This is a genomic window from Cupriavidus sp. UBA2010, from assembly GCF_002335265.1.
Taxonomy (GTDB): Bacteria; Pseudomonadota; Gammaproteobacteria; order Burkholderiales; family Burkholderiaceae; genus Cupriavidus; species Cupriavidus metallidurans.
This window is the reverse complement of record NZ_DDCI01000010.1, coordinates 76,138-100,111: the sequence shown is the minus strand read 5'-3', so window position 1 is coordinate 100,111 and position 23,974 is coordinate 76,138. Positions and strand designations below refer to the sequence as shown.

At 64.4% G+C, this 23,974-nt stretch carries 21 protein-coding genes; 12 read left to right on the top strand and 9 right to left on the bottom strand.

Features of this window, described 5'->3' with window-relative positions:
- Positions 1–60: 60 nt before the first annotated feature.
- Both B2246_RS05990 and B2246_RS05985 read right to left on the bottom strand, forming a co-directional pair.
- Positions 61–480: a PAS domain S-box protein gene (locus B2246_RS05990; RefSeq protein ID WP_035882083.1), complete on the bottom strand. Its 420-nt coding sequence runs from the start codon at positions 478–480 to the stop codon at positions 61–63.
- 120 nt (positions 481–600) lie between these two features.
- Positions 601–1,197, bottom strand: coding sequence for a DUF2239 family protein (locus B2246_RS05985; RefSeq protein ID WP_062794319.1), 597 nt, complete (start codon positions 1,195–1,197; stop codon positions 601–603).
- 395 nt (positions 1,198–1,592) lie between these two features.
- Here B2246_RS05985 and B2246_RS05980 point away from each other — a divergent pair, with 395 nt between their 5' ends.
- The 6 genes from B2246_RS05980 (at position 1,593) to B2246_RS05955 (ending at position 6,715) form a co-directional block, all read left to right on the top strand.
- On the top strand, positions 1,593–2,105 hold the full coding sequence (locus B2246_RS05980) for a DUF1993 domain-containing protein (protein ID WP_008649704.1): 513 nt from the start codon (positions 1,593–1,595) through the stop codon (positions 2,103–2,105).
- A 178-nt stretch (positions 2,106–2,283) separates the two neighbouring features.
- Positions 2,284–2,919, top strand: coding sequence for a 7-carboxy-7-deazaguanine synthase (gene queE / locus B2246_RS05975; protein ID WP_035882086.1), 636 nt, complete (start codon positions 2,284–2,286; stop codon positions 2,917–2,919).
- Between the two features lie 3 nt (positions 2,920–2,922).
- Entirely contained in the window at positions 2,923–3,399 is a 477-nt protein-coding gene (locus tag B2246_RS05970) for a 6-pyruvoyl trahydropterin synthase family protein (RefSeq protein WP_008649701.1), read from the top strand.
- Between the two features lie 21 nt (positions 3,400–3,420).
- Complete coding sequence (gene tadA / locus B2246_RS05965; protein ID WP_008649700.1) at positions 3,421–3,990, top strand: tRNA adenosine(34) deaminase TadA; 570 nt, start codon at positions 3,421–3,423, stop codon at positions 3,988–3,990.
- Positions 3,987–4,907: a muramoyltetrapeptide carboxypeptidase gene (ldcA, locus tag B2246_RS05960; RefSeq protein ID WP_008649698.1), complete on the top strand. Its 921-nt coding sequence runs from the start codon at positions 3,987–3,989 to the stop codon at positions 4,905–4,907. The genes tadA and ldcA overlap by 4 nt, the downstream gene beginning before the upstream one ends.
- A 185-nt stretch (positions 4,908–5,092) precedes the next feature.
- On the top strand, positions 5,093–6,715 hold the full coding sequence (locus tag B2246_RS05955; protein WP_286880778.1) for an ABC-F family ATPase: 1,623 nt from the start codon (positions 5,093–5,095) through the stop codon (positions 6,713–6,715).
- Positions 6,716–6,789: 74 nt separating this feature from the next.
- Here B2246_RS05955 and B2246_RS05950 read toward each other — a convergent pair whose 3' ends face one another.
- Positions 6,790–7,473, bottom strand: coding sequence for a hypothetical protein (locus B2246_RS05950; RefSeq protein ID WP_286880777.1), 684 nt, complete (start codon positions 7,471–7,473; stop codon positions 6,790–6,792).
- Positions 7,474–7,695: 222 nt separating this feature from the next.
- Between B2246_RS05950 and B2246_RS05945 the strand changes: the two genes are divergently transcribed.
- The 4 genes from B2246_RS05945 to B2246_RS05930 all read left to right on the top strand — a co-directional run bounded on the left by B2246_RS05945 (position 7,696) and on the right by B2246_RS05930 (position 13,226).
- Positions 7,696–9,126, top strand: coding sequence for an aldehyde dehydrogenase family protein (locus B2246_RS05945; protein ID WP_008649695.1), 1,431 nt, complete (start codon positions 7,696–7,698; stop codon positions 9,124–9,126).
- A 91-nt stretch (positions 9,127–9,217) separates the two neighbouring features.
- Complete coding sequence (locus tag B2246_RS05940; RefSeq protein ID WP_286880776.1) at positions 9,218–11,683, top strand: penicillin acylase family protein; 2,466 nt, start codon at positions 9,218–9,220, stop codon at positions 11,681–11,683.
- Between the two features lie 107 nt (positions 11,684–11,790).
- Positions 11,791–12,519, top strand: coding sequence for a glutamine amidotransferase (locus tag B2246_RS05935; protein WP_008649692.1), 729 nt, complete (start codon positions 11,791–11,793; stop codon positions 12,517–12,519).
- Positions 12,519–13,226, top strand: a complete 708-nt coding sequence (locus B2246_RS05930; protein ID WP_035882091.1) for an MOSC domain-containing protein — start codon at positions 12,519–12,521, stop codon at positions 13,224–13,226. The genes B2246_RS05935 and B2246_RS05930 overlap by 1 nt, the downstream gene beginning before the upstream one ends.
- Positions 13,227–13,253: 27 nt before the next feature.
- On the opposite strand, the gene B2246_RS05925 is transcribed toward B2246_RS05930, so the two are convergent.
- Positions 13,254–13,505 (bottom strand): DUF1289 domain-containing protein, encoded by a 252-nt coding sequence (locus tag B2246_RS05925; protein WP_286880774.1) that lies wholly within the window; start codon positions 13,503–13,505, stop codon positions 13,254–13,256.
- A 153-nt stretch (positions 13,506–13,658) separates the two neighbouring features.
- Between B2246_RS05925 and B2246_RS05920 the strand changes: the two genes are divergently transcribed.
- The gene (locus B2246_RS05920) at positions 13,659–14,099 is read left to right on the top strand and encodes a PaaI family thioesterase (RefSeq protein ID WP_286880773.1); all 441 of its coding nucleotides are present in this window, start codon (positions 13,659–13,661) and stop codon (positions 14,097–14,099) included.
- A gap of 21 nt (positions 14,100–14,120) precedes the next feature.
- Here B2246_RS05920 and B2246_RS05915 read toward each other — a convergent pair whose 3' ends face one another.
- From B2246_RS05915 to prpB, 5 genes are all read right to left on the bottom strand, one after another.
- Positions 14,121–15,248 carry an asparaginase gene (locus tag B2246_RS05915; RefSeq protein ID WP_286880772.1) on the bottom strand — a complete coding sequence of 376 codons (1,128 nt, stop codon included), beginning with the start codon at positions 15,246–15,248 and terminating at the stop codon, positions 14,121–14,123.
- A 274-nt stretch (positions 15,249–15,522) separates the two neighbouring features.
- On the bottom strand, positions 15,523–16,716 hold the full coding sequence (gene prpF, locus B2246_RS05910; protein WP_286880771.1) for a 2-methylaconitate cis-trans isomerase PrpF: 1,194 nt from the start codon (positions 16,714–16,716) through the stop codon (positions 15,523–15,525).
- A 14-nt stretch (positions 16,717–16,730) separates the two neighbouring features.
- Positions 16,731–19,328, bottom strand: a complete 2,598-nt coding sequence (gene acnD, locus B2246_RS05905; RefSeq protein ID WP_286962397.1) for a Fe/S-dependent 2-methylisocitrate dehydratase AcnD — start codon at positions 19,326–19,328, stop codon at positions 16,731–16,733.
- 96 nt (positions 19,329–19,424) lie between these two features.
- On the bottom strand, positions 19,425–20,582 hold the full coding sequence (gene prpC / locus B2246_RS05900; RefSeq protein WP_186425344.1) for a bifunctional 2-methylcitrate synthase/citrate synthase: 1,158 nt from the start codon (positions 20,580–20,582) through the stop codon (positions 19,425–19,427).
- Positions 20,583–20,640: 58 nt separating this feature from the next.
- Positions 20,641–21,549 (bottom strand): methylisocitrate lyase, encoded by a 909-nt coding sequence (gene prpB, locus B2246_RS05895; protein WP_011516322.1) that lies wholly within the window; start codon positions 21,547–21,549, stop codon positions 20,641–20,643.
- A gap of 302 nt (positions 21,550–21,851) precedes the next feature.
- On the opposite strand from prpB, the gene prpR reads away from it, so the two are divergent.
- The gene (gene prpR, locus B2246_RS05890; protein ID WP_286880768.1) at positions 21,852–23,843 is read left to right on the top strand and encodes a propionate catabolism operon regulatory protein PrpR; all 1,992 of its coding nucleotides are present in this window, start codon (positions 21,852–21,854) and stop codon (positions 23,841–23,843) included.
- Positions 23,844–23,974: the final 131 nt, after the last annotated feature.

Here is a 23,974-nt window from a genome sequence, read left to right as displayed (position 1 = left end):
AAGACAAAACCCGCAAGTGACTGTGGGTTTTGTCTGCTGGTGATCGTCCCGGAAGGGGGGCTATCTTGACGCTGGCCCCGCAGCGCTCTGGGCGCGTTCCTGCTCGACCTTGTCCGTGACATCCCGTGCAACGGCGACTGAGCCGATGACTTTGCCAGTCGCATCGCTGACCAGCGCGAACGTCATTTCCACGAAGAGTTTGCGTCCGTCCTTGTGGATCGCCTTGGTCAGCGTCGGCTTGCCGGAGAGCCGGGTCTTGCCGGTGTCGATGGCGGCCTGAAATCCCTTCCAGTGTGCGGCCCGCAGGCGCTCGGGGATGATCAGGTCGAGACTTTGGCCCAGCGCCTCGTCCGAGCCATATCCAAAGAGTTCTGCCGCGGCATGATTCCAGCCCGTGATTCGGCCGTCCGTATCGGCAAAGATGAGTGCGTCGGCGAGTTGCTCGAGGATTTGCGCTGCCGTGTTCGTTGAAATTGTCATGATTTCATCGCCTTGTGGGGTGGGGGCGCTCGCCCGGCATCGGGCCGTCTGATGCGGCCCGGTTGCCAGTTGATATTCTCCGCTGCAAATCGCAGATGCCTGCGTTTTCTCTTTGGACTATCAATAGTCCGCCAGATGTAGCGCGTGATCGCGCACGTCAGCCGGCCATCCGCCGATCAGTTCGCGGAGCCGCGATGCATCATTGCTAAACAGCGCACGCGTAGCTTCTTCAAAGCCGGGCAGATCGCCGCCAATGGCCAGCATGAAGTGATAGGCGCGCTCGTGGGCCTGTCGCATCCGGTCTTTCTCGCTGCCTGCGCGGCGCGCTTCCTCGACCAGCTTCCTGAGCGCCACGGAGGCGCCACCAGGCTGGCCGGCTAGCCATTCCCAGTGCCGGGGCAGCAGCGTGACCTCACGCGCCACCACGCCAAGCTTCGGTCGACCGCGGCCTTTGGGCTCGGAGGCCTCCGGCGCTTCCAACCCGGCTTCAGGATCTTTGTTGTGTGGCGTCGCCAGCTGCAATCGGCTGGCGATCTCTTGTTCCGTTCCCCTGGTATCCACATCCACGGTGCGGCCGGTCGTATCGTCGAAGATCAACACGGGGCCGGTCGTACCCTGTGCGAGCGCATGTTTGATGGCCAGCGCGTTCGCCAGCAAGGGGCCTGTGGCGATGCGTTGGTGTCCGTTGAAGCTGGTATAGGAGGGGGAGGTTGTCATCATCATCGGATGGGTAACTAGGCGATTCACACATATTACCCGGATAAAAATGAGCGCGCAATATCACCCGGATAAAAATATCGCCTCCCGGTGATAAGTGACTTAAAGCGCATCTTTATTGGCGAGGCCCAGCACCTGGTGCAACGCGTTCGAGCACGATCGCCAGCGCTCTATCTCAGCAGAGGCTCAGGCTCACATGTCAGGTCACGAAGGCATCGCACGCATTCACGATCCGCAGGTCCGTGCCCGGACCATTGAAGGCCCGATTTCCGCCGGGGCTGAAGCCTGACCGGGCAGTCGGCGGGATTCCGGTCTATGCTCTGGCCAGCGGGTGCCGGCAGGCCCCGCCTGGACAACAGCAACGCACGTTCCGTATTCACAGCCAAGGAGCCCACATGGCCCTCTCGATGTACGACGTATCGGTACCCGTATTCATCCGCGCGCTGACCAACCTGTCCGCGATCCTGGAAAAGGGCGCGGCCCATGCGAAGGCGCAGGGAATGGACGCCGCGGAGCTGATCCAGACGCGGTTGATCGCGGATATGGACCCGTTGCCGGCTCAGATCCAGCGCGCGAGCGACGCGGCCAAGGGCTGCGCGGCACGGCTGGCGGGGCTTGAGACTCCCTCATTTCCGGATACCGAGGCGACTTTCCCGGAGCTTCAGGAGCGCATCGCCAAGACCATTGGCTATCTGAAGACGATTCGGCCGGAGCAGTTCGAAGGCAGCGAGACGCGGACGGTGGAGCTCAAGCTGCGCCATGGTCCGATTACGTTCGACGGGAAGAACTACCTGCTTGGTTTCGCGCTCCCGAATTTCTATTTCCATGTCACGACGGCTTACGACATCCTGCGTCACAAGGGGGTACAGATCGGCAAGATGGATTTCCTGGGCGCGCCGCCGCGGTGAGCGATGATGGGTGGCGTCTGCTGCTCGCGGCGGCCGGCGCCAAGGTCGTCATGATTTCGGGTTCTCAGCAAAAACCCTAAGTTCTTGCTACAATCACCGGTTGCCCACCCATCGCATTTTGCTTATTTTTTAGGCAGGCGGGCGATTCCGGACACCCCCAAGACCCAAAACCAACCGCATGACTTACGCCGTCAAGGAAATCTTCTACACGCTGCAGGGCGAAGGCGCTAACGCCGGTCGCGCCGCGGTGTTCTGCCGTTTCTCGGGTTGCAACCTGTGGACCGGTCGTGAGGAAGACCGCGCGCGGGCGGTATGCCAGTTCTGCGACACCGATTTCGTCGGGACCGATGGCACGCTGGGTGGCAAGTACAAGACCGCCGACGAACTCGCGGCAGTGGTCGCGGCCGAATGGCCGCAGGGTGCTGGCGGCAAACCGCTCGTGGTCTGCACTGGCGGCGAGCCGCTGCTGCAGCTCGACGCGCCGCTGATCGGCGCCCTGCACGCGCGCGGTTTCGAGATCGCCATCGAAACCAACGGCACGATCGAAGTGCCTGAGGGTATCGACTGGGTTTGCGTGAGCCCGAAGATGGGTTCGGAACTCGTGGTGAGGAAGGGCGATGAACTCAAGGTCGTGATTCCGCAGGATGGCCAGGATTTCGCGGCATACGAGCAACTGGATTTCCAGTATTTCATGGTGCAGGCCATGGATGGCCCGCTGGCCCGGCAGAATACTGCCGCGGCAGTGGAGTTCTGCCAGCGCCACCCGCGCTGGCGCCTGTCGCTGCAGACCCACAAGCTGCTGGGCATTCGTTGACACATGAGCAAACAAGTTTCGATTACGCGCCGGCTCGAATTCGACGCCGGGCACCGCATCCCAAGCCATGGCGGACAGTGCCGCAACATCCATGGCCACCGCTATCGTCTGGACCTGACGCTGTCCGGCGAAGTCCTGCACCAGGAGGGCGCGCCCGATGACGGCATGATCCTGGATTTCGGCGATATCAAGACGCTCGCCAACGAGCATCTGGTGTCGAAGTGGGATCACGCGTTCCTGATCTATCGTGGCGATACCGCGCTGCTGAATTTCCTGCAGTCGATGGACAACCACAAAACCGTGGTGATCGACAGCATTCCGACCGTTGAAAACCTTGCGCAGGTGGCGTTCGACATCCTGGCGCCGGTCTTCAAGGACTGCTTCGATCATCATCTGCAACTGACCCGCCTGGTGCTGTTCGAGACGCCGAACTGCTGGGCCGAGGTCAGCGCGCCGCTCAGCCTGCCCGCGCAGGACTGACGCGGGACTGACAGGCGCTTCATGGCAGACGTCCCCGTATTTGCCGACCCCGCGGAGCGCGACCGCTTCTACATGGCCGCCGCGCTCGACGAGGCACGGCTGGCCGAAGCGGCCGGCGAGGTGCCGGTGGGCGCCGTGGTGGTGTGGGAAGACAAGATCATCGCGCGCGGCCACAATCTGCCGATCCGTTCGGTCGATCCGTCCGCCCACGCGGAGATGCAGGCGCTGCGCGCGGCGGCCAAGGTGCTGGGCAACTACCGGATGCCCGAGTGCGAGATCTACGTGACGCTCGAACCGTGCCCAATGTGCAGCGGGGCGATTCTCCATGCGCGGCTGCGACACGTGGTATTTGGCGCGACCGATCCCAAGACGGGGGCGGCCGGCAGCGTGGTCGATCTGTTCGCGCAGGCCACGCTCAATCACCAGACCACACTCACGCGAGGCGTGATGGCCGATGAGTGTGGCCAGTTGCTGCGCGACTTTTTCGGGGCGCGCCGCAGGGCGCAGAAAGCGGCAAGAGCCTTGCAGGTCTCGCCAGTGGACGCAGATTCGGGGAAAATTCAGGCTTCAGACCCGAATTCCGAAACATGAGCCAGCCCACCGAAGTCCGCCTCATCGCCTCATCCGGCTACCCTCACGACGTTGCCATTGCCGCCCGCGGCTGTGCCTGGCTCAAGCACCATGGCTACCACGTCAACAATCCCGATGTGCTTGCGCGCCGCTATCTGCGATTCGGCGGTACGGATGCGGAGCGGTTGGCCGATCTCCATGCCATCGGCACAGGTCCCGCGGGGGAACTGACGCTGGCGGTGCGCGGCGGGTACGGCCTGGGCCGACTGCTCGATCGCATCGAGTTCGGGCGCATCGCGGAGCAGGCCAGCGCAAGCGGCACGCCGATCGTCGGTCACAGCGATTTCACCGCGTTCCAGCTGGCCTATCTGGCCAAGGCTGGCGGGGTGTCGTTCGCAGGGCCGATGCTGCTCGCGGATTTCGGCGAGGAGCACGTCGATTCGTTCATGTGGCGGCATTTCGAGGGCATCCTGCGCGCCCCGGTCCACGACATCGAGGTCGAAGCGCCCCAGATGGCCGCGCCGGCAACCGTGGAAGGCACGCTCTGGGGCGGCAATCTGGCCATGCTGTGCACGCTGCTGGGCACGCCGTACATGCCGAACATCGACGGTGGCATTCTGTTCCTGGAAGACATCAACGAGCCGCCCTACCGCGTGGAGCGGATGTTGCTCCAGTTGCTGCACGCAGGGGTGCTGGCCCGGCAACAGGCCATCGTGCTGGGCGATTTCTCGAATTACCGCACCACCGACTACGACAACGGCTACAACATGGATGCCGTATTCGACTTTGTGCGCGAACAGTTGCGTATTCCGGTGCTCACGGGCCTGCCGTTCGGCCACTGCCCGCGCAAGCTGACTTTGCCGGTGGGCGGAAATGCGCGGCTGACGGCACGTGCCGACGGATTCGTGCTGTCGCTGTCGGGTTATCCGACGTTGTAAGGCGGGGCTGTAGCCGGAGGGCGCCCAGGGCGGCGACATGCCGCCCGCGACTTACCAGATACCCCCACGAGTGGTAAAATATCTGGTTATTTCCTCATTTCGCTGCGCCGGGCGCCAATGCCTGCCGCGAGCAGTCATCTCAGGGTGCCCACGCGGCACACCGACATTCCAGACAAGGTTCAGACGTGCTTTCTACCGCAAACATCACCATGCAGTTCGGCCCCAAGCCGTTGTTCGAGAATATCTCGGTCAAGTTCGGCGAGGGTAACCGCTACGGCCTGATCGGCGCGAACGGCTGCGGCAAGTCCACCTTCATGAAGATTCTCGGCAGCGATCTGGAGCAGTCGTCGGGCACGGTCATGCTGGAGCCGGGCATCCGTCTGGGCAAGCTGCGCCAGGACCAGTTCGCGTATGAAGACAACCGCGTGCTCGACGTGGTGATGATGGGCCATACCGAAATGTGGGGCGCGGCGAGCGAGCGGGACGCGATCTACGCGAACCCGGAAGCCACCGACGAAGACTACATGCACGCTGCCGAACTCGAGGCCAAGTACGCCGAGTTCGACGGCTACACGGCCGAGTCACGCGCTGGCGAACTGCTGCTGGGCGTGGGTATCCCGACCGATCAGCACCAGGGCCCGATGAGCGAGATCGCCCCGGGCTGGAAGCTGCGCGTGCTGCTGGCGCAGGCGCTGTTCTCGAATCCGGATGTGCTGTTGCTCGACGAACCGACCAACAACCTGGACATCAACACGATCCGCTGGCTGGAAGACGTGCTCAACGAGCGCAACTCCACCATGATCATCATTTCCCACGATCGTCACTTCCTGAACTCCGTGTGCACGCATATGGCGGACATGGACTACGGCACGCTGAAGGTCTACCCGGGCAACTACGACGACTACATGCAGGCGTCGATGCAGGCCCGCGAGCGCCAGGTGGCCGCCAACGCGCGCGCCAAGGATCGCATCACCGAACTGCAGGACTTCGTGCGCCGCTTCTCGGCCAACAAGTCGAAGGCTCGCCAGGCCACGTCGCGCCTGAAGCAGATCGACAAGATCAAGGTCGAGGACATCAAGCCGTCGTCGCGCCAGAACCCGTTCGTGCGCTTCGAGTTCGAGAAGAAGCTGCACAACCTGGCTGTCGAAGCGGAAGACATCACCAAGACCTACGACCGCAAGATCATCAACAATCTGTCGATGGCGATCCAGGCTGGCGAGCGTGTGGCCATCATCGGTGAGAACGGCGCAGGCAAAACCACGCTGCTGCGTTCCCTGCTGAACAACGTGGTGCAAACCGGCGTGCAGCGCGGCGTGGAAGTGGACCGCGGCACGGTCAAGTGGGCCGAGAACGCCAACGTGGGCTACATGCCGCAGGACACGTACGAGGAATTCCCGAACGACCTGAACGTGATGGACTGGATGAGCCAGTGGACTCAGGCCGGCGACGACGACCAGTCGTTGCGCGGCACGCTGGGCCGTCTGCTGTTCTCGGCCGACGATATCAAGAAGTCCGTCAAGGTGCTGTCCGGTGGCGAGAAGGGCCGCATGATCTGGGGCAAGCTGATGCTGGGCCGCCATAACGTGCTGGCGATGGACGAGCCGACCAACCACATGGACATGGAGTCGATCGAATCGCTCCAGGTCGCGCTGGACAAGTTCACGGGCACGCTGGTCTTCGTGTCGCATGACCGTGAACTGATCAGTGCTCTGGCCACGCGAGTGATCGAAGTGCGCACCGACGGGCGGATCACCGATTACCTCGGCACGTACGACGAGTACCTGCAATCGCAGGGCATCGAGGCATAAAGTCGGTAAGCCGGTAATCCGGCGTCTTTCTCCCCTGTCCCGCAACGCGGAGCAGGGGAGCTTCATGGCCCGTGCTACCGCACCGGCGCCAATCCCATCTCCGCCAGCAGCTGATCCAGCTGATCGATGATCGCGCGCGCCGTGATCTCTCCCTTCGCCTTCTGCAGCGCAGCCCCCAGCATGTCACGCAGGGCGGCCAGCTCCACCAGCGTCGCCGCCTTCTCCACCTTGACTTGCAGCATATAGCCGCGCAGGCCGAGGTGATTACCGATCACATCCGTATAGAAGTGATAAAGGCGCTGGTAGCCATCGGGTGCCGGCGTGGCTGGCTGCGCCGATGGCTTTGCCGCGGGCAGGGCGCCCGGGGCGATCGTGGTGTCCGCCAGGACGTCGTCGATGCCCTTGCCATCGGACGTGTTGAACGATGAATAGGCCGCGAACAGATTGGTCTCGGCCGGGGCCCGCTGCGGAGCGGGTTGCGCCTGGCCGGTAGCTGGGCGAACCGTGGCCTGCGCAGTCGACAAGGCAGGCTTCGCGCCCGTGGGAGCCGGTATTGGCTCGATCAGCCCGAGTGCCAGCAGCGTGTCCAATGCTTCCCCGGCCACGCCCAGGGCGCCGACTTGCGCCACTAGCTCCGACTTGGCGCGCTCCCCGTTCACGATCAGCAGTAGCGCACGCAGTTTCTGATCCAGTTTTCGTTCGCGCGTGCGAATTTCTTCCTGTCCTGCCTCCGTCTTGCGAAAGATCGGATCGACCATGCCCCGCTCCTTGTTGTTTTGTTCTGTCTTGTTTTGTTATGTACCGGCCGCCCGACGCATACCCTCCCAAAGTCTGGTATGTGGCCGATAATCGCCGTCTCGATGTCAGTTGGAGCTTGCGGCACAGGAAATTCGAAACCGCAAACCGCTCTACAATGTGGTGCACCACGAAAGTAACAAAAAATATTGCAACCGCCGATTCACCTAACGAGAACTGTGGCCATGCAACAACGAGACAAACTTTTCATCAATGGTAGCTGGGTGACCCCCCACGGCACGGGGTTCATCGATGTCATTCATTCCGCCACCGAAGACGTCATGGGCAAGATCCCCGAAGGGGACGCGCGTGACGCCGAGAACGCCATCGCTGCCGCGCGCGCGGCATTTGATGCCTGGTCGGCCACGCCGCCGTCCGTGCGCGCTGATTACATCCGCAAGATTGCCGAAGGCCTGAAGGCGCGTAGCGAGGAGCTCGCGCAGATGATCGCGGGCGAAGTCGGCATGCCGATCAAGCTGGCCCGCGCCATCCAGGTGGGCGGCCCCGTCTACAACTGGGGCCAGGCCGCGGCGCTGCTCGACCAGTTCGCGTTCGAGGAGCAGGTGGGCAATTCGCTGGTCGTGCGCGAGCCGGTCGGCGTGGTCGCGGCCATCACGCCCTGGAACTATCCGCTCAACCAGATCACGCTGAAGGTGGCGCCGGCATTGGCAGCGGGCTGCACCGTCGTGCTCAAGCCGTCCGAAGTGGCGCCGCTCAACGCCTTCGTGCTGGCTGAAGTGATCGAGACCGCGGGGCTGCCGCCGGGCGTGTTCAACCTGGTGACCGGCTATGGCCCCGTGGTCGGCGAGGTGCTGGCGAGCCATCCCGATGTCGACATGGTGTCGTTCACGGGTTCGACCCGTGCCGGCAAGCGCGTCTCGGAACTGGCCGCGCAATCCGTCAAGCGCGTGGCGCTCGAACTCGGCGGCAAGTCGGCGTCGGTGATCCTCGACGATGCGGACCTGCCGACGGCCGTCAAGGGCACCATCGGCGCCTGCTACCTGAACTCGGGGCAGACCTGCTCGGCGCACACGCGCATGCTTGTGCCGCGCAGCCGCTACGAGGAAGTCAAGGCCATCGCCGCGAAGGTGGTGGAAGGCTTCACCGTTGGCGATCCGCTGGCCGACACGACGAAGCTGGGACCGCTGATCTCGGCGGTGCAGAAGGAGCGCGTCACCGGATATATCCGTCGCGGTCTGGACGAGGGCGCGGAACTGGTGGCGGGAGGGCCCGATACGCCGGCTGGTCTGGACCGTGGCTTCTTCGTCAAGCCGACCGTCCTTGGCAACGTCGATCCGAAGGCCACCGTGGCGCAGGAGGAGATCTTCGGGCCGGTGCTGTCCGTTATCTGCTATGACACCGAAGACGAGGCCATCCGCATCGCCAACGACAGCATCTACGGCCTGGGCGGCGGTGTCTGGTCGGGTGACGAGTCGCGCGCGATCCGCGTGGCACGCCGTATCCGTACCGGCCAGGTGGACATAAATGGCGGCCCGTTCAACATGAACGCGCCGTTCGGTGGCTTCAAGCAGTCCGGCAACGGGCGTGAAGGTGGCAAGTTCGGGTTGGAGGAATTCCTCGAGTACAAGTCGCTGCAACTCAAGAAGCCCGCCTGACCGAGGACGAGTTCGTCGTATCATCAATGCCCGGCATGTCCGGGCATTTTTTATTTCTGTCTTTGCGGTCTTTCCTATCGGGGGGAGTTGGATGCGCTGGTTGAAACGGCTGGGTTGGGGATTGCTGGGCATCGTGCTGTTGGCGGCAACCGGGTCGATCGGCGGCTATGTCTGGTACAGGCAGGCGTCGCAGCCCGACGTGGCCGGCACCTTGCGACTGGCCGGCCTGCGAGACCGCGTGGTAGTGGTGCGAGACCGCAATGCCGTGCCACATATCCAGGCGGCCAACTCACTCGATGCGTACTACGCGCTTGGCTACGTCCACGCGCAGGACCGCCTCTGGCAGATGCAGATGAACAAGCGCATCGTCGCGGGCCGTCTTGCCGAAATCCTGGGTCCCAGCGCGCTCGAGACCGACCGCTTCCTGCGCACACTGGGCGTGCGGCGCAATGCAGAGGCGATCCTCGCACAGACACCGCCAGAGGCCCGCGCGGTGCTGCAGGCCTATGCCGATGGTGTCAATGCGTTCATCGACACGCGCAAGTCGGCGCTGCCGCCGGAATTCCTGATCGTTGGCACCCGCCCCGAGCGCTGGGAGCCGGTGGATACGATTGGCTGGCAGACTATGATGGCGTGGGATCTCGGGGGTAACTGGACGCAGGAAGTCCTGCGCATGGGGCTGTCCCAGCAGTTGCCTGCCTCTCGCATTGCAGAAATCCTGGCGCCGTATCCGGGCCAGAAGCCGTTGCGGACGATGGACTACGCCAGCTTCTATCGCAAGCTTGCCCCGGTGGCCACGGCCATGGCGCAAGTTGTCCAGCAGGCGCCGTCTGGCTACGTGGAGGGGATGGGCTCGAACAACTGGGTTGTCTCCGGCGCCCATACGCGCAGTGGCAAGCCGCTGCTGGCCAATGACCCGCATCTGGGGCTCCAGGCGCCCGCGCTCTGGTATTTCGCGCATCTGCAGGCCCCTGGCCTGGATCTGACCGGCGCCACGCTGCCCGGCGCGCCGCTGGTGGTGCTGGGTCACAACAAGCGCATTGCCTGGGGCTTCACCAATACCGCGCCCGATGTCCAGGACCTGTATCTGGAGCGGGTCGACCCGGCCAATCCCAACCGCTATCAAACGCCAGAGGGCTGGGCGGAGTTCAGCACGCGAACCGAGACCATCCAGGTCAAGGGGGCGTCGGATGTCACGCTGACGGTGCGCGGCACGCGGCACGGACCGGTCATGTCCGATGTGGCGGAGCCGATCAGCGCGGCCGCCAAGCCGCTGGGCGCGCAGTACGTGGTGGCGTTCCAGTGGGCGGCGCTGCGTGCCGACGATCGCACGTTCGTGGCCAGCCTGAACATGAGCCACGCCTCGGACTGGAAGTCGTTCGTGGCGGCGTTGCGTGACTTCCATTCGCCGCAGCAGAACATCGTCTACGCCGATGTCGACGGCAATATCGGATATATCGCCCCGGGGCGCGTGCCGCTGCGCCGCCCCGACAATGACCTGATGGGGCTCGCGCCAGCGCCGGGCTGGGATGCGCGTTACGACTGGCAGGGTTTCATCCCGTTCGAGCAGTTGCCGCACCGCTTCAATCCGCCCGAGGGCATGATCGTCACGGCGAACCAGAAGATCGTGGGAGACGACTACCCGTACTTCATTACGAGCGAATGGACGGTACCGTATCGCTACCAGCGCATCCGCACGCTGCTGGAGGCCGAGCCGCACCATACGAAGGACACCTTTGCCGAGATCCAGAAGGACGTGGTCTCGCTAGCCGTGCGCGATGCGCTGCCATTGCTGCTGGCTGCCCCAGTGGCGACGGACGCCACACGCCCGCCGCGCGAGCGCGCGCTGCTCGACGCGCTGCGCAAATGGGACGGCACGATGTCGGCCGACCGCGCGGAGCCGCTGGTGGTGACCGCATGGCTACGCGAACTGTCGCGCCTGCTGTTCGAGGACAAGGTCGGCGAATCGCAATTCAACCGGCTCTGGGAGCAACGCAACGTCCAGTTGCCGATGCTCAATGCGATGCGCGACCCGAAGGGCCTGGGTGCCTTCTGGTGCGACAACTCGCGCACGCCCGCCCACGAGAGCTGTGCGGACACGATCGGGCTGGCATGGCAGCGGGCGATTGCCGATCTGGATCGTCGCTATGGCGATGACACGGCCAAGTGGCGTTGGGGCAAGGCGCACACCGCGCGTTCCGAGCACAAGCCGTTCGGCAAGGTGCCGTACCTGTCCAGCCTGTTCAACGTGCGCGTGCCTACTGGTGGCGATACGTATACGGTGGATGTGGGCCGCCACAACCTCCGCGACGAGCACGCACCATTCGAGAGCACGCACGCGGCCAGTCTGCGCGCCATCTACGATCTGGACGATCTGTCGGAGTCGCGTTTCATGACGTCGACCGGGCAGTCTGGTAATGCGCTGTCGCCGCACTACCGCGACTGGACCGAGGAGTGGGCCGCCGTGCAATTCATCACGATTGGCGCCCACCGGCGCAATCCGGGCGGGGACAGCTTTGACACGTTGGTACTGCGGCCGCTGACTGATGGCAACTGATCGACGGCAACTGACCCGCCCGATGTTGTCAAAGATTGTGTCAATGGAAATCATTCCCGGTAAGCGGGCAGTACCATGACGAGACCTTTCCTTGCAGGAGTCATTCGATGAGCGATACCCATGCACCTCGCAGCCCGCGCCGCACCGACGTGATCCAGCATGTGGGATTCGAGCACGCCGGCGTGATTGCCGATGCAGCCCGTGCGCGTGGTCACGAAATCCGCATGTATCAGGCCGGCGTGGATGACCTTGCACTGGTGCAGGATGATCCCGCCGATCTGCTCGTGGTGCTCGGCGGCCCGATCGGGGTCTATGAGACCGAAGCCTATCCGTGGCTCGAAGCCGAGATCGCCGTCATTCGCGAGCGTCTTCATGCGCGGCGGCCAATGATCGGTGCGTGCCTGGGTGCGCAACTGATTGCAGCCGCGGCCGGTGCGCGCGTGTATCCGGGCACGCGGGAAATTGGCTGGGCGCCGATCACGCCCACGGAAGCCGGTCGGCGGTCGCCGCTGGCCGCGCTGGCCGAGGCCGACTGGCAGGTGCTGCACTGGCACGGTGATACCTTCGACCTGCCCGCCGGCGCCGAACTACTTGCCTCCACGGCTGCCACGCCGCACCAGGCCTATGCCATCGGCTCGCATGTGCTGGCGTTGCAGTTCCACCCCGAGGTCAAGCCGGGCGATATCGAAACCTGGCTGATCGGGCATACGGTCGAACTGGGGCGCGCCGGCATTGATCCGCGCACGATTCGTCGCCGTACCGGTGAAATCGGCGCCGTCGTTGCCAATGCCGGTGAGCGGATGTTTGCACGGTGGATGGAAGAGGCCGGGGTTTGATGGATGCGGTGATCAACATCCCGATTGCCGCCGTATTGGCGGGCAGGGTAAAGCCGTTCGGCCCCAAAGGGGTACCGAGCGGGATCGAAAAGACAGTGGTCAGCGGGCCGGTTCGCATCACGAAGCTCGGCTTCGATATCGACGAGCAGGGCGATCCGAAGCATCACGGCGGTCCGGAGAAGGCGCTGCACCACTATCCGCGCGACCACTATCCGGTCTGGCACGACACGCTGGCGGCCCATGGCGGTAACGTCGACGTGCTGGATGGCCCCGGTGCCTTCGGCGAGAACTTCAGCACGCACGGTCTGACGGAGGCGGAAGTCTGTATTGGTGACCGCTTCCGTGTCGGCACGGCGCTGGTGGAAGTCTCGCAGGCCCGGCAGCCGTGCTGGAAGCTCAATCATCGGTTCGGCTATGCGGCCATGTCGCGCTCGGTGCAGGAAGGCGGACGCACGGGCTGGTACTACCGGGTGATCGAGGAGGGCGAAGTGTCCGCCGGCGACAGGATGGTGCTCGTAGCGCGCCCTTACCCGCAATGGTCCCTGCAACGGTTGCTGCACGTGCTCTACGTGGATCGCCTCAACTACAGGGCACTGGCCGAGATGGCCGATCTGGCGCCGCTGGCGGAAAGCTGGCGCAAGCTGGCCCGCCAGCGCGTGGCGAGCCATCTCGTGGAGGATATGGAGAAGCGGCTGGCCGGAGGCTAGGGTCAGCCAGCGCGGCGTATCTGCCGGTCAATCCGGCTGGAATCGACGCGCCGTGCCTTCGCGGGTGATCCGCTCCCAGATCACCTGCTTTTCCTCGTCGGAATAGAACACCCAGTTGCTGACCTCGGCCGCCGTGCGACCGCAGCCCTGGCAGATCTCGTCGAACAAGGTCGAACAGATGCCGATGCAGGGGCTGTCCGGACGATCGCTCAACTGCGCCTGACCATCGGTATCGACGGTGGCGGACGGGGCAAGTGACGCGGACGGGTTGACGGGCATAAAGACGGAGTGACGGCGACAGGAACGACTGGCCGCACATTATAAACGTCTGTCCGATCCGGAATTACCCCCGAGGTCATTGTGGTTGGCTGGTCACCCGTCTACGCTTGATGGGTCATGTTTCCACCGCAACTGATTACCGGGAGATTGCCGATGTCCGAGTCCGCCAACGCTGTCGACCCGCGCAATGCCGCAATGATCGAATCGGTGCTGATTGCCTCGCCGGTGGCGCAAGCGCTGGGTATCCGGCTCGATGCGCTTGCTGCCGAGCGCGTGGAGATGCTGCTGCCATTCAGCATGAAGAACATCACGGTTGGCGATATTGTCCATGGAGGCGTCATTGCAACGCTGATCGATGTGGCCGGCGCGGCTGCGGCGTTTTCGAAAGTCGATCTGGATGTCGTCAAGACCGGGGCGACGGGTTCGCTGTCGATCCAGTATCTGGCGCCGGCGCTGGCAGCCCCACTGCGGGCCGTGGCCGAGGTGATTCGCCGTGGCAAACGGCAGGTGGCGACCGAGGTCTCGGTCTATGCGGAGGGCGATGCCGAGGCCGTGCTCGTTGCCAAGGCATTGATGAGCACGGCCCTGATCTAGTTCACACCAGGTTCACCAGGATCAGTACTTCCAGAAGATCTCTTGCAGTGCCTTCGGGTCGTTGGTCTTGGTCAGTGCCAGCGCCATCAGGATGCGAGCCTTCTGCGCGATCTGGTCGTCGGTGACGATCCAGTCGTACTTGTCGTCGGGCTGTTCGCCGTTACGGATCACGACGCCGCTGCCCGTGCGCGAGGCACGCACAATGAACACGCCCTTGGCACGGGCGGCCTTGAGCGGTTCGACCATGTAGTCGCCGACGCTGCCATTGCCGGTGGCGTCGAAGATGATGGCCTTGGCGCCGCTCTTCACTGCGGCATCGATCGCGGCAGGGTTCATGTTGCCGTACGCGTAGACCACGGCCACTTCAGGCAGCTTGTCGATCTTGTCGATGTCGAACTCCGTCTGCGTCGTGTGCGGGCGGGCCGGCAGGCGGAAATACAGCGTGCGGCCTTCCACCACGTAGCCGAGCGGGCCGAACGGCGAGCGGAACGTCTCGACCTTGAACGTGTTGGTCTTCGTCACGTCACGGCCGGTCTGGATCTCGTCATTGAGCACCACCAGCGTGCCCTTGCCCTTCGAGGCGGGGTTCGACGCCACCAGCACGGCGTCGTACAGGTTCAGCGCGCCATCGGCGCCCAGTGCGGTGCCCGGCCGCATCGAGCCAACCACCACCACGGGCTTGTCGCTCTTGAGCGTCAGGTTCAGGAAGTATGCGGTTTCCTCGATCGTGTCAGTGCCGTGCGTGATCACGATGCCGTCGACGTCGGGCTGCTTGAGCAGTTCGGAGACGCGCTTGGCCAGCTTGATCAGGCGCTCGTTGTTGAAGCTTTCGGAGCCGATCTGGAAGACCTGTTCACCCTTGACGTTGGCGATCTTCGAGATCTCCGGCACGGAAGCGATGATCTTGTCGACTGGCACCACGGCGGACTGATAGGCCGCGGTATTGGTGGCGGCAGCACCCGCGCCGGCGATGGTGCCGCCGGTGCCGATGATGACGATGTTGGCTTTGCGTGCTTCGGCGGTGGTGCCTGCCGGCGCATTGGCGCTGGCGGCCGACGTGGGGCTGAGCTGGGCGTGGGCCACGCCAGTGAGCAGGCTGGCCGAAAGCAGCAGGGCGGCCAGGGGTTTGAGACGGGCAGTGCGTTGCATGATTCTCCTCATATCGGCGAACGGCGCGCGTCTTGTGGAAGCGCGAGAGCCGCAGGTTTTCGATTCATGGATTCCATTCGTCAGGCGCCGCAGGGTTTTCCAGCGGTCGTTTCCGGGAATGGAGCGAGCACTATACCGAGGCCCCAGAGTTGCGTCGACAACTGCACCAGCAGGGGCACAGCCGCATACGTATGCCTGAAAAGACAAAGCGGCATCCTCTGCCAGAGAGGATGCCGCTTCGTTCAAGCAGCGAGGACCTTCCGTCTGTACGCGCTTAGAACGCGTCGCCCGGTATGCGAACCCAGCCTTCCATCAACACGCGTGCGCTGCGGCTCATGATGGCCTTCGTCACGGTCCATTCACCATCGGACTGGACGGCCTGCGCGCCCACACGCAGCGTGCCGGATGGGTGGCCGAAACGCACTGCCTCGCGTTCGCCGCCGCCGGCCGCCAGGTTCACCAGCGTGCCCGGTACTGCAGCCGCCGTGCCGATGGCCACCGCAGCGGTGCCCATCATCGCGTGGTGCAGCTTGCCCATCGACAGCGCACGCACCAGCAGGTCCACGTCGCCGGCATTGACGGTCTTGCCGCTCGATGCCGTGTACGTCGCCGGCTTCGCCACGAACGCCACCTTCGGCGTGTGCTGGCGACGCGCGGCTTCGTCGATGTCGCGGATCAGGCCCATGCGCTTGGCGCCATAGGCACGGATCGTCTCGAACATCGCCAGCGCCTTCGGGTCGCTGTTGATAGCTTCCTGCAGTTCCGTGCCGGTGTAGCCGATGGCCTCCGCATTGACGAAGATCGTCGGAATGCCGGCATTGATCATCGTGGCCTTGAGCGTGCCGACGCCGGGCACTTCGAGGTCATCGACGAGGTTACCGGTCGGGAACATCGCGCCGCCACCGTCATCGCCTTCCTCGGCGGCCGGGTCCATGAACTCGAGCTGGACTTCGGCCGCGGGGAACGTGACGCCGTCGAGTTCGAAGTCGCCCGTTTCCTGCACCGCGCCGTTGGTGATCGGCACGTGCGAGATGATGGTCTTGCCGATGTTCGCTTGCCAGATCCGGATCGTCACGGTGCCATTCTCGGGAATGCGCGCCGCGTCGATGAAGCCGTTGCTGACCGCGTACGGACCGACCGCCGCCGACAGGTTGCCGCAGTTGCCGCTCCAGTCGACGAACGGCTGGTCGATCGACACCTGGCCGAACAAATAGTCGACGTCGTGGTCCGGGCGGGTGCTCTTCGAGATCAGCACGGTCTTGCTGGTGCTCGAGGTGGCCGCGCCCATGCCGTCGATCTGCTTGCCGTACGGATCGGGGCTGCCGATCACGCGCATCAGCAGCGCGTCACGCGCCTTGCCAGGGACCTGCGCGGCCTCTGGCAGGTCCTGCACGCGGAAGAACACGCCTTTGCTGGTGCCGCCACGCATGTAGGTGGCGGGAATCCTGATTTGGGGTACATGTGCCATTCGTCAGTCTCCCGTCATGCCGCCGCGCGCGAGGACTCGAGGAAGTCCTGCGCAAAGCGTTGCAGCACGCCGCCTGCTTCGTAGATCGAAACTTCCTCGTCGCTGTCCAGGCGGCACAGCACCGGCACTTCCACGCGCTCGCCGTTCTTGCGGTGGATGACCAGCGTCAGTTCCGCGCGCGGCTTGCGTGCGCCGATGATGTCGAAGGATTCCGTGCCGTCGATGCCGTACGTGGCGCGGTTCTCACCGGCCTTGAACTCCACGGGCAGCACGCCCATGCCGATCAGATTGGTGCGGTGAATGCGCTCGAAGCCTTCGGCGACGATGGCTTCCACGCCGGCCAGACGCACACCCTTGGCGGCCCAGTCACGTGACGAGCCCTGGCCATAGTCGGCCCCGGCGACCACGATCAGCGGCTGCTTGCGGTTCATGTACGTCTCGATCGCTTCCCACATCCGCACGACCTTGCCTTCTGGCTCGATGCGCGTCAGCGAACCCTTCTTGACCGCACCTTCGACCACGGCCATCTCGTTGATCAGCGTCGGGTTGGCGAATGTGGCGCGTTGCGCGGTCAGGTGGTCGCCGCGGTGCGTCGCGTACGAGTTGAAGTCTTCTTCCGGCAGGCCCATCTTGGCCAGGTACTCGCCGGCCGCGCTGTTCAGCAGGATCGCGTTCGACGGCGAGAGGTGATCGGTGGTGATGTTGTCACCGAGCACCGCCAGCGGACGCATGCCGCGCAGCGTGCGCTCGCCGGCCAGCGCGCCTTCCCAGTACGGCGGACGGCGGATGTACGTGCTTTGTGGGCGCCAGTCGTAGAGCGGGCTGATCGACGTGTCGTTTTCCGCCTGCAGCGCGAACATCGGCTCGTAGACCTTGCGGAACTGCTCGGGCTTCACGCTCTGCTTGACGATGAGGTCGATCTCTTCGTCGGTCGGCCAGATGTCCTTCAGGTACACCGGCTTGCCGTCGGTATCGGTACCCAGCACGTCGCGTTCGATGTCGAAGCGGATCGTGCCGGCGATGGCGTAGGCCACCACCAGCGGCGGCGATGCCAGGAACGCCTGTTTCGCGTACGGGTGGATGCGGCCGTCGAAGTTGCGGTTGCCGGAGAGCACGGCCGTGGAGTAGAGGTCACGGTCGATGATTTCCTGCTGGATCTTCGGATCCAGCGCGCCGGACATGCCGTTGCAGGTCGTGCAGGCGAACGCCACGATACCGAAGCCGAGCTTTTCCAGGTCGGGCAGCAGGTTGGCTTCTTCCAGATAAAGCTCCACGGCCTTCGATCCCGGTGCCAGCGACGACTTGACCCAGGGCTTGCGCGTCAGGCCGCGTGCGTTGGCGTTGCGCGCCAGCAGGGCGGCGGCAATCACGTTGCGCGGGTTGCTGGTGTTCGTGCAGCTGGTGATGGCGGCGATGATCACGGCGCCGTCGGGCATCTGGCCCGGCACTTCTTCCCACTTGCCGGCGATGCCGCGGGCAGCCAGGTCGGAGGTCGGCAGGCGCTTGTGCGGGTTCGACGGGCCGGCCATGTTGCGCACGACCGTGGACAGGTCGAAATGGAGCACGCGCTCGTACTCGGCCTTCGTCAGCGCGTCGGCCCACAGGCCAGCGGTCTTGGCGTAGGTTTCCACGAGCTGGACCTGTGCCTCGTCACGGCCGGTCAGTCGCAGATATTCGGTGGTCTGGTTGTCGATGAAGAACATGGCAGCGGTGGCGCCGTACTCGGGGGCCATGTTCGAAATCGTCGCGCGGTCGCCGAGCGTCAGCGACGAAGCGCCTTCGCCACGGAATTCCAGGTACGCGCCAACCACTTTTTCCTTGCGCAGGAATTCGGTCAGGGCCAGCACGATATCGGTGGCGGTGATGCCAGGCTGGCGACGGCCGGTCAGCTCCACGCCGACGATGTCCGGCAGGCGCATCCACGAGGCGCGGCCGAGCATCACGTTTTCGGCTTCCAGGCCGCCCACGCCAATCGCGATCACGCCGAGCGCGTCGACGTGCGGCGTGTGGCTGTCGGTGCCGACGCAGGTGTCGGGGTAGGCCACGCCGTGGTCGGCGTGGATCACGGGCGACATCTTCTCCAGATTGATCTGGTGCATGATGCCGTTGCCCGGCGGGATCACGTCGACGTTGCGGAACGCCTTCTTGGTCCAGTTGATGAAATCGAAGCGGTCTTCATTGCGGCGATCCTCGATGGCGCGGTTCTTCGTGAACGCATCGGGGTCGAAACCACCGCATTCAACGGCCAGCGAGTGGTCGACGATCAGTTGCACCGGCACCACCGGATTGACCTTGGCGGGGTCGCCGCCCTGATCGGCGATGGCGTCGCGCAGGCCGGCCAGGTCCACCAGCGCGGTCTGGCCCAGGATGTCGTGGCAGACCACGCGGGCCGGGAACCACGGGAAATCGAGCTCACGCTTGCGCTCGATCAGTTGCTTGAGCGATGCGGTCAGCGTGGCGGGGTCGCAGCGGCGCACGAGGTTCTCGGCCAGCACGCGCGACGTGTAGGGCAGCTTGTCATAAGCGCCCGGGGAGATGGCTTCGACCGCGGCACGCGCATCGAAGTAGTCGAGCTTGGTGCCGGGTAGCGGCTTGCGGAATGCAGTGTTCATGGCGTCGTGTGAGGACTGTTTCGCGCCGGCCGGCGCGCCCTGGGGCGCGGACGGCGGCACGTTTTTCTTGCGGATCTTGCGTGCCTGGGTATCGGATCAGGCGCGTTTTTCGATCGGCACGAACTTCAGGTTTTCCGGGCCGGTGTAGTTGGCGGTCGGGCGGATGATCTTGTTGTCGACCCGTTGCTCGATCACGTGTGCGGCCCAGCCCGAGGTACGGGCGATCACGAACAGCGGCGTGAACATCGCGGTCGGCACCCCCATCATGTGGTAGCTCACCGCGCTGAACCAGTCCAGGTTCGGGAACATCTTCTTGGCGTCGGCCATCACCGTTTCCAGGCGCTCGGCGATGTTGAACATCTTCATCGAACCGGCGTCCTTCGACAGCTTGCGCGCGACTTCCTTGATCACTACGTTACGCGGGTCGGAGATCGTGTACACGGGGTGACCGAAACCGATCACCACTTCCTTGTTCTCCACGCGGCGACGGATGTCGGCTTCTGCCTCGTCCGGCGTGTCGTAGCGCTTCTGGATCTCGAAGGCCACTTCGTTGGCGCCGCCGTGCTTCGGACCACGCAGCGCGCCGATGCCGCCGCAGATGGCCGAGTACATGTCGGAGCCCGTGCCAGCCACCACGCGGCAGGCGAACGTCGAGGCGTTGAACTCGTGCTCTGCGTACAGGATCAGCGAGGTCTGCATCGCGCGTTCCCACAGCTTCGACGGGGCTTCGCCGTGCAGCAGGTGCAGGAAGTGGGCGGCGATCGAGTCGTCATCGGTTTCCACTTCGATGCGGCGGCCGTTGTGGCTGTAGTGGTACCAGTACAGCAGCATCGAGCCCAGGCTGGCCATCAGGCGGTCGGCGATATCACGCGCGCCCGGGGTGTTGTGGTCGTCCTTTTCCGGCAGCACGGTGCCCAGCACCGATACGCCAGTGCGCATCACGTCCATCGGGTGGGCGCTGGCCGGCACCCATTCCAGGGCGGCCTTCACGTTGGCGGGCAGGCCGCGCAGTGCCTTCAGCTTGGCCTTGTAGGCGGCCAGTTCGGACTTGGTCGGCAGCTTGCCGTGGACCAGAAGGTGAGCGATTTCCTCGAATTCGCAGGTGTCGGCGATGTCGAGGATGTCGTAGCCACGATAGTGCAGGTCATTGCCGCTGCGTCCCACGGTGCACAGTGCGGTATTGCCGGCGGCGATACCTGACAGGGCAACGGACTTCTTGGGCTTCGGGGTGGCCAGCGGTTGGGCTTCGGACATTTGGGTCTCCTGGTTAAGCTTGGTGTGTTTACGTGCGGTCATGGCGGTGGGTGCTGGATCAGCGGCCCTTGCCTTGTGCGAAGAGCGCGTCGAGCTTCTGCTCGAAGTCATGGTAGCCGATGCGGTCGTACAGTTCGGCGCGCGTCTGCATCGTGTCGACCACGTTCTTCTGGGTGCCCTCGCGGCGGATCGCCTGGAAGACATTCTCGGCCGCCTTGTTCATGGCGCGGAACGCCGACAGCGGGTAGAGCGCCATGGCAACGCCGGCGTTGCGCAGTTCGTCCAGCGTGTAGTACGGCGTGGCGCCGAATTCGGTCAGGTTGGCCAGCACGGGCACCTTCACGGCATCGACGAACTTGCGGTACATGTCCATGTCGGTCATCGCCTCGGGGAAGATGGCGTCGGCGCCGGCTTCCACGCAGGCCACGGCGCGTTCGATCGCGCTGTCGAGGCCTTCGACGGCCAGGGCGTCGGTGCGGGCCATGATGACGAAGTTCTCGTCCGTGCGGGCATCGACGGCGGCACGGATGCGGTCGACCATTTCACCCTTGGTGACGATTTCCTTGTTCGGGCGGTGGCCGCAGCGCTTGGCGCCGACCTGGTCTTCGATATGCATGGCGGCTGCGCCGAACTTGATCAGCGAGCGCGTGGTGCGGGCCACGTTGAATGCCGAGGCGCCGAAGCCGGTGTCGACGTCGACCAGCAGCGGCGTGTCGCACACGTCGGTGATGCGGCGGATGTCGGTCAGCACATCGTCCAGGTTCGAGATGCCCAGGTCAGGCAGACCCAGCGAGCCAGCAGCCACGCCGCCGCCCGACAGGTAGATCGCGCGATAACCGGCCCGCTTGGCCAGCAGCGCGTGATTGGCATTGATGGTGCCCGGGATCTGCAGGGGGCTTTCATCGATCAGGGCCTGGCGGAAGCGTGCGCCGGCGGAGCGGGCGAGTTCGGTGGCGGTAAAGGTCATGGCGTGAATCCGTTATTCGTGAATGCTGAAACCTGTCGGGACAGGGCGGCCCTATGGCGCAAGGGGTGTGCCAGCTGCCAAGTGATGCTTGCGGCAGATGTTTGTCGCGCTCATTTTTCGACGGTTTTTCCTTATTGATCAGTGGTTTATCCCATGTGGGTGCAGTGCGCGGCCCATGCCGGAAAGTGGCGCCGATGGCATTCCAGTGTTCGGCTTTGAAATTCACGCATTTCAAAGTTGAAATGCCGGGCCGGCCGGTGCAGAATCCAGATCGACTATACGCCCGCGTTGGAAGCTGTTCCATGACACCGTCGCACCCGACCGTTCCTCAGCCGATTTCCCTCAACCCCGCAGGCCCCGTCGCCCCTGGCGCCCGCCCGAGGATCTGGGCCATGGGCATCAGCCGTCTCTCGCGCGCCTTTGCCGAACTGATTCCGGCCTACGCGGGCCGGGCGGAATTCCGGATCGTTGGCCGGGCCTTCGAAGCCGCAGCCAGCGCCATCAACCGGGAGGCACGGGAGAACCGCGTCGACGTGGTGGTGGCGGGCGGATCGAACGGCGCCTACCTGCGCCAGCACGTCGATGTGCCGGTGGTGCTGGTCAAGGTGACCGGCTTCGACGTCATGAGCGCGTTGGCCACCGCCCGGCGTATTTCGCCGAAGGTGGCGCTGGTGACGCATGCGTCCACCTACGCCGAGGTCGACGAGTTCGTGCGGGCCTTCTCGCTCGATATCCCGCGCTACACCTATCTGACCGAAGACGATGCGACGGCGCGCGTGCGGGCGCTCAAGGAAGAGGGCGTGCGCGTAGTGGTCGGGCCGGGCCTGGTGACAGACATGGCCGACAAGTACGGGCTCGTCGGCGTGTTTCTCTACTCGGGCAATGCCGTGCGGCTGGCGCTGGAGGATGCGATCGAGGCCGCGCGGTTGCGTCGTATCGAATCCACGCGACGCGAATACGTGAACACGATTCTTGCCCACCTGAACGAAGGCGTGGCTGCGGTCGATGGCGAGGGGCGGGTGCAGGCGTTCAATCCGGCGATGGAGCGATTCCTCGGCACGCCTGCCGGGGTTGCGGTGGGTCGCAAGCTATCCACGCTGGCGCCCGGACTGTCCCTCGACGGCGTGATGCAGAGCGGCGCGCGCGAGCTCGAAGCAATCCATCGGCTGGGCGACAAGATGGTGGTCGTCAACCGGATTCCGATCATGAGCGAGGCCGGCACGACCGGTGCCGTGCTGACGATCCAGGACGCCAACGCGATTCACCGCGCGGACCGCAACCTGCGCTCGCGCACACGCGCCCGGGCGGCTGGCGTGCGTTACAGCCTGGACGACCTGGCGGGCGATTCGCCGGCGATGAGCGATCTGCGCGCGCTGGCGCGGCGCTATGCGATGGTCGATTCGACCGTGCTGGTCAGCGGCGAAAGCGGTACCGGCAAGGAAGTGCTGGCGCAGGGGATGCACGACGCGAGTCCGCGCCGCGCCTTTCCCTTCGTGGCGGTCAACTGCGCGGCCTTCCCCGAGACACTGCTCGAATCCGAGCTGTTTGGCTACGAGGAGGGGGCGTTCACGGGCGCCCGGCGTGGCGGCAAGGCTGGCCTGTTCGAGTCGGCGCACAACGGCACGCTGTTCCTCGACGAGATCGGCGATATGCCGCCTGCGCTGCAAACGCGCCTGCTGCGGGTGCTGCAGGAGAAACAGGTGCTGCCGATCGGCGCGATCGAGGCCGTGCCGGTCAATGTGCGGGTGATCGCCGCCACGCACCGCGACCTGGCCGCGCTCGTGCGCGATGGGGCATTCCGCCAGGATCTCTACTACCGCCTGAACATCCTCCGCATCGAGATGCCGCCTTTGCGTGACCGCGCGGGAGACCTGCCCGTGCTGGCGGAACTGCTGTACCGGCGCGCGCAGGAACGGCTCGGCATGTCGGATGGGGAACCACTACCCGCGATCGTGCGGGCACGGCTGGCGCGCTACGTATGGCCGGGGAATATTCGCGAACTCGAGAACGTGACCGAGCGGATTGCAGTGCTGGTGGCCGGCGCGAACCTGACACCTGTGGCGTTGCAGCGGGAGTTGCAGGCGGCGGTGCCGGAACTGTTTTCCGGCGATTACGGGATGGCCATCGAGATGTCCGACGGCGTACCCGCGCAATCGCTGGCAGGGGTGGCCAAGGCAAGCCAGGCCGAGCATATCCGCCGTGTGCTGGCCGATTGCGGCGGTAACCGCGCAGCGGCCTGTGCCCAGCTAGGTATCAGTCCGACGACCCTTTGGCGACGGTTGCGCGAGGAGTGACCGACATCCGATCCTTCATGAAGTCCGTTATTTCGCAATTAACGGCCAGAATTATTCGCCACCAATAATTTGGGCTAAACGTCCAAGGTCTTGAAAAACCGATAAAAAGACGACAAGAAAGACCGAAAGGG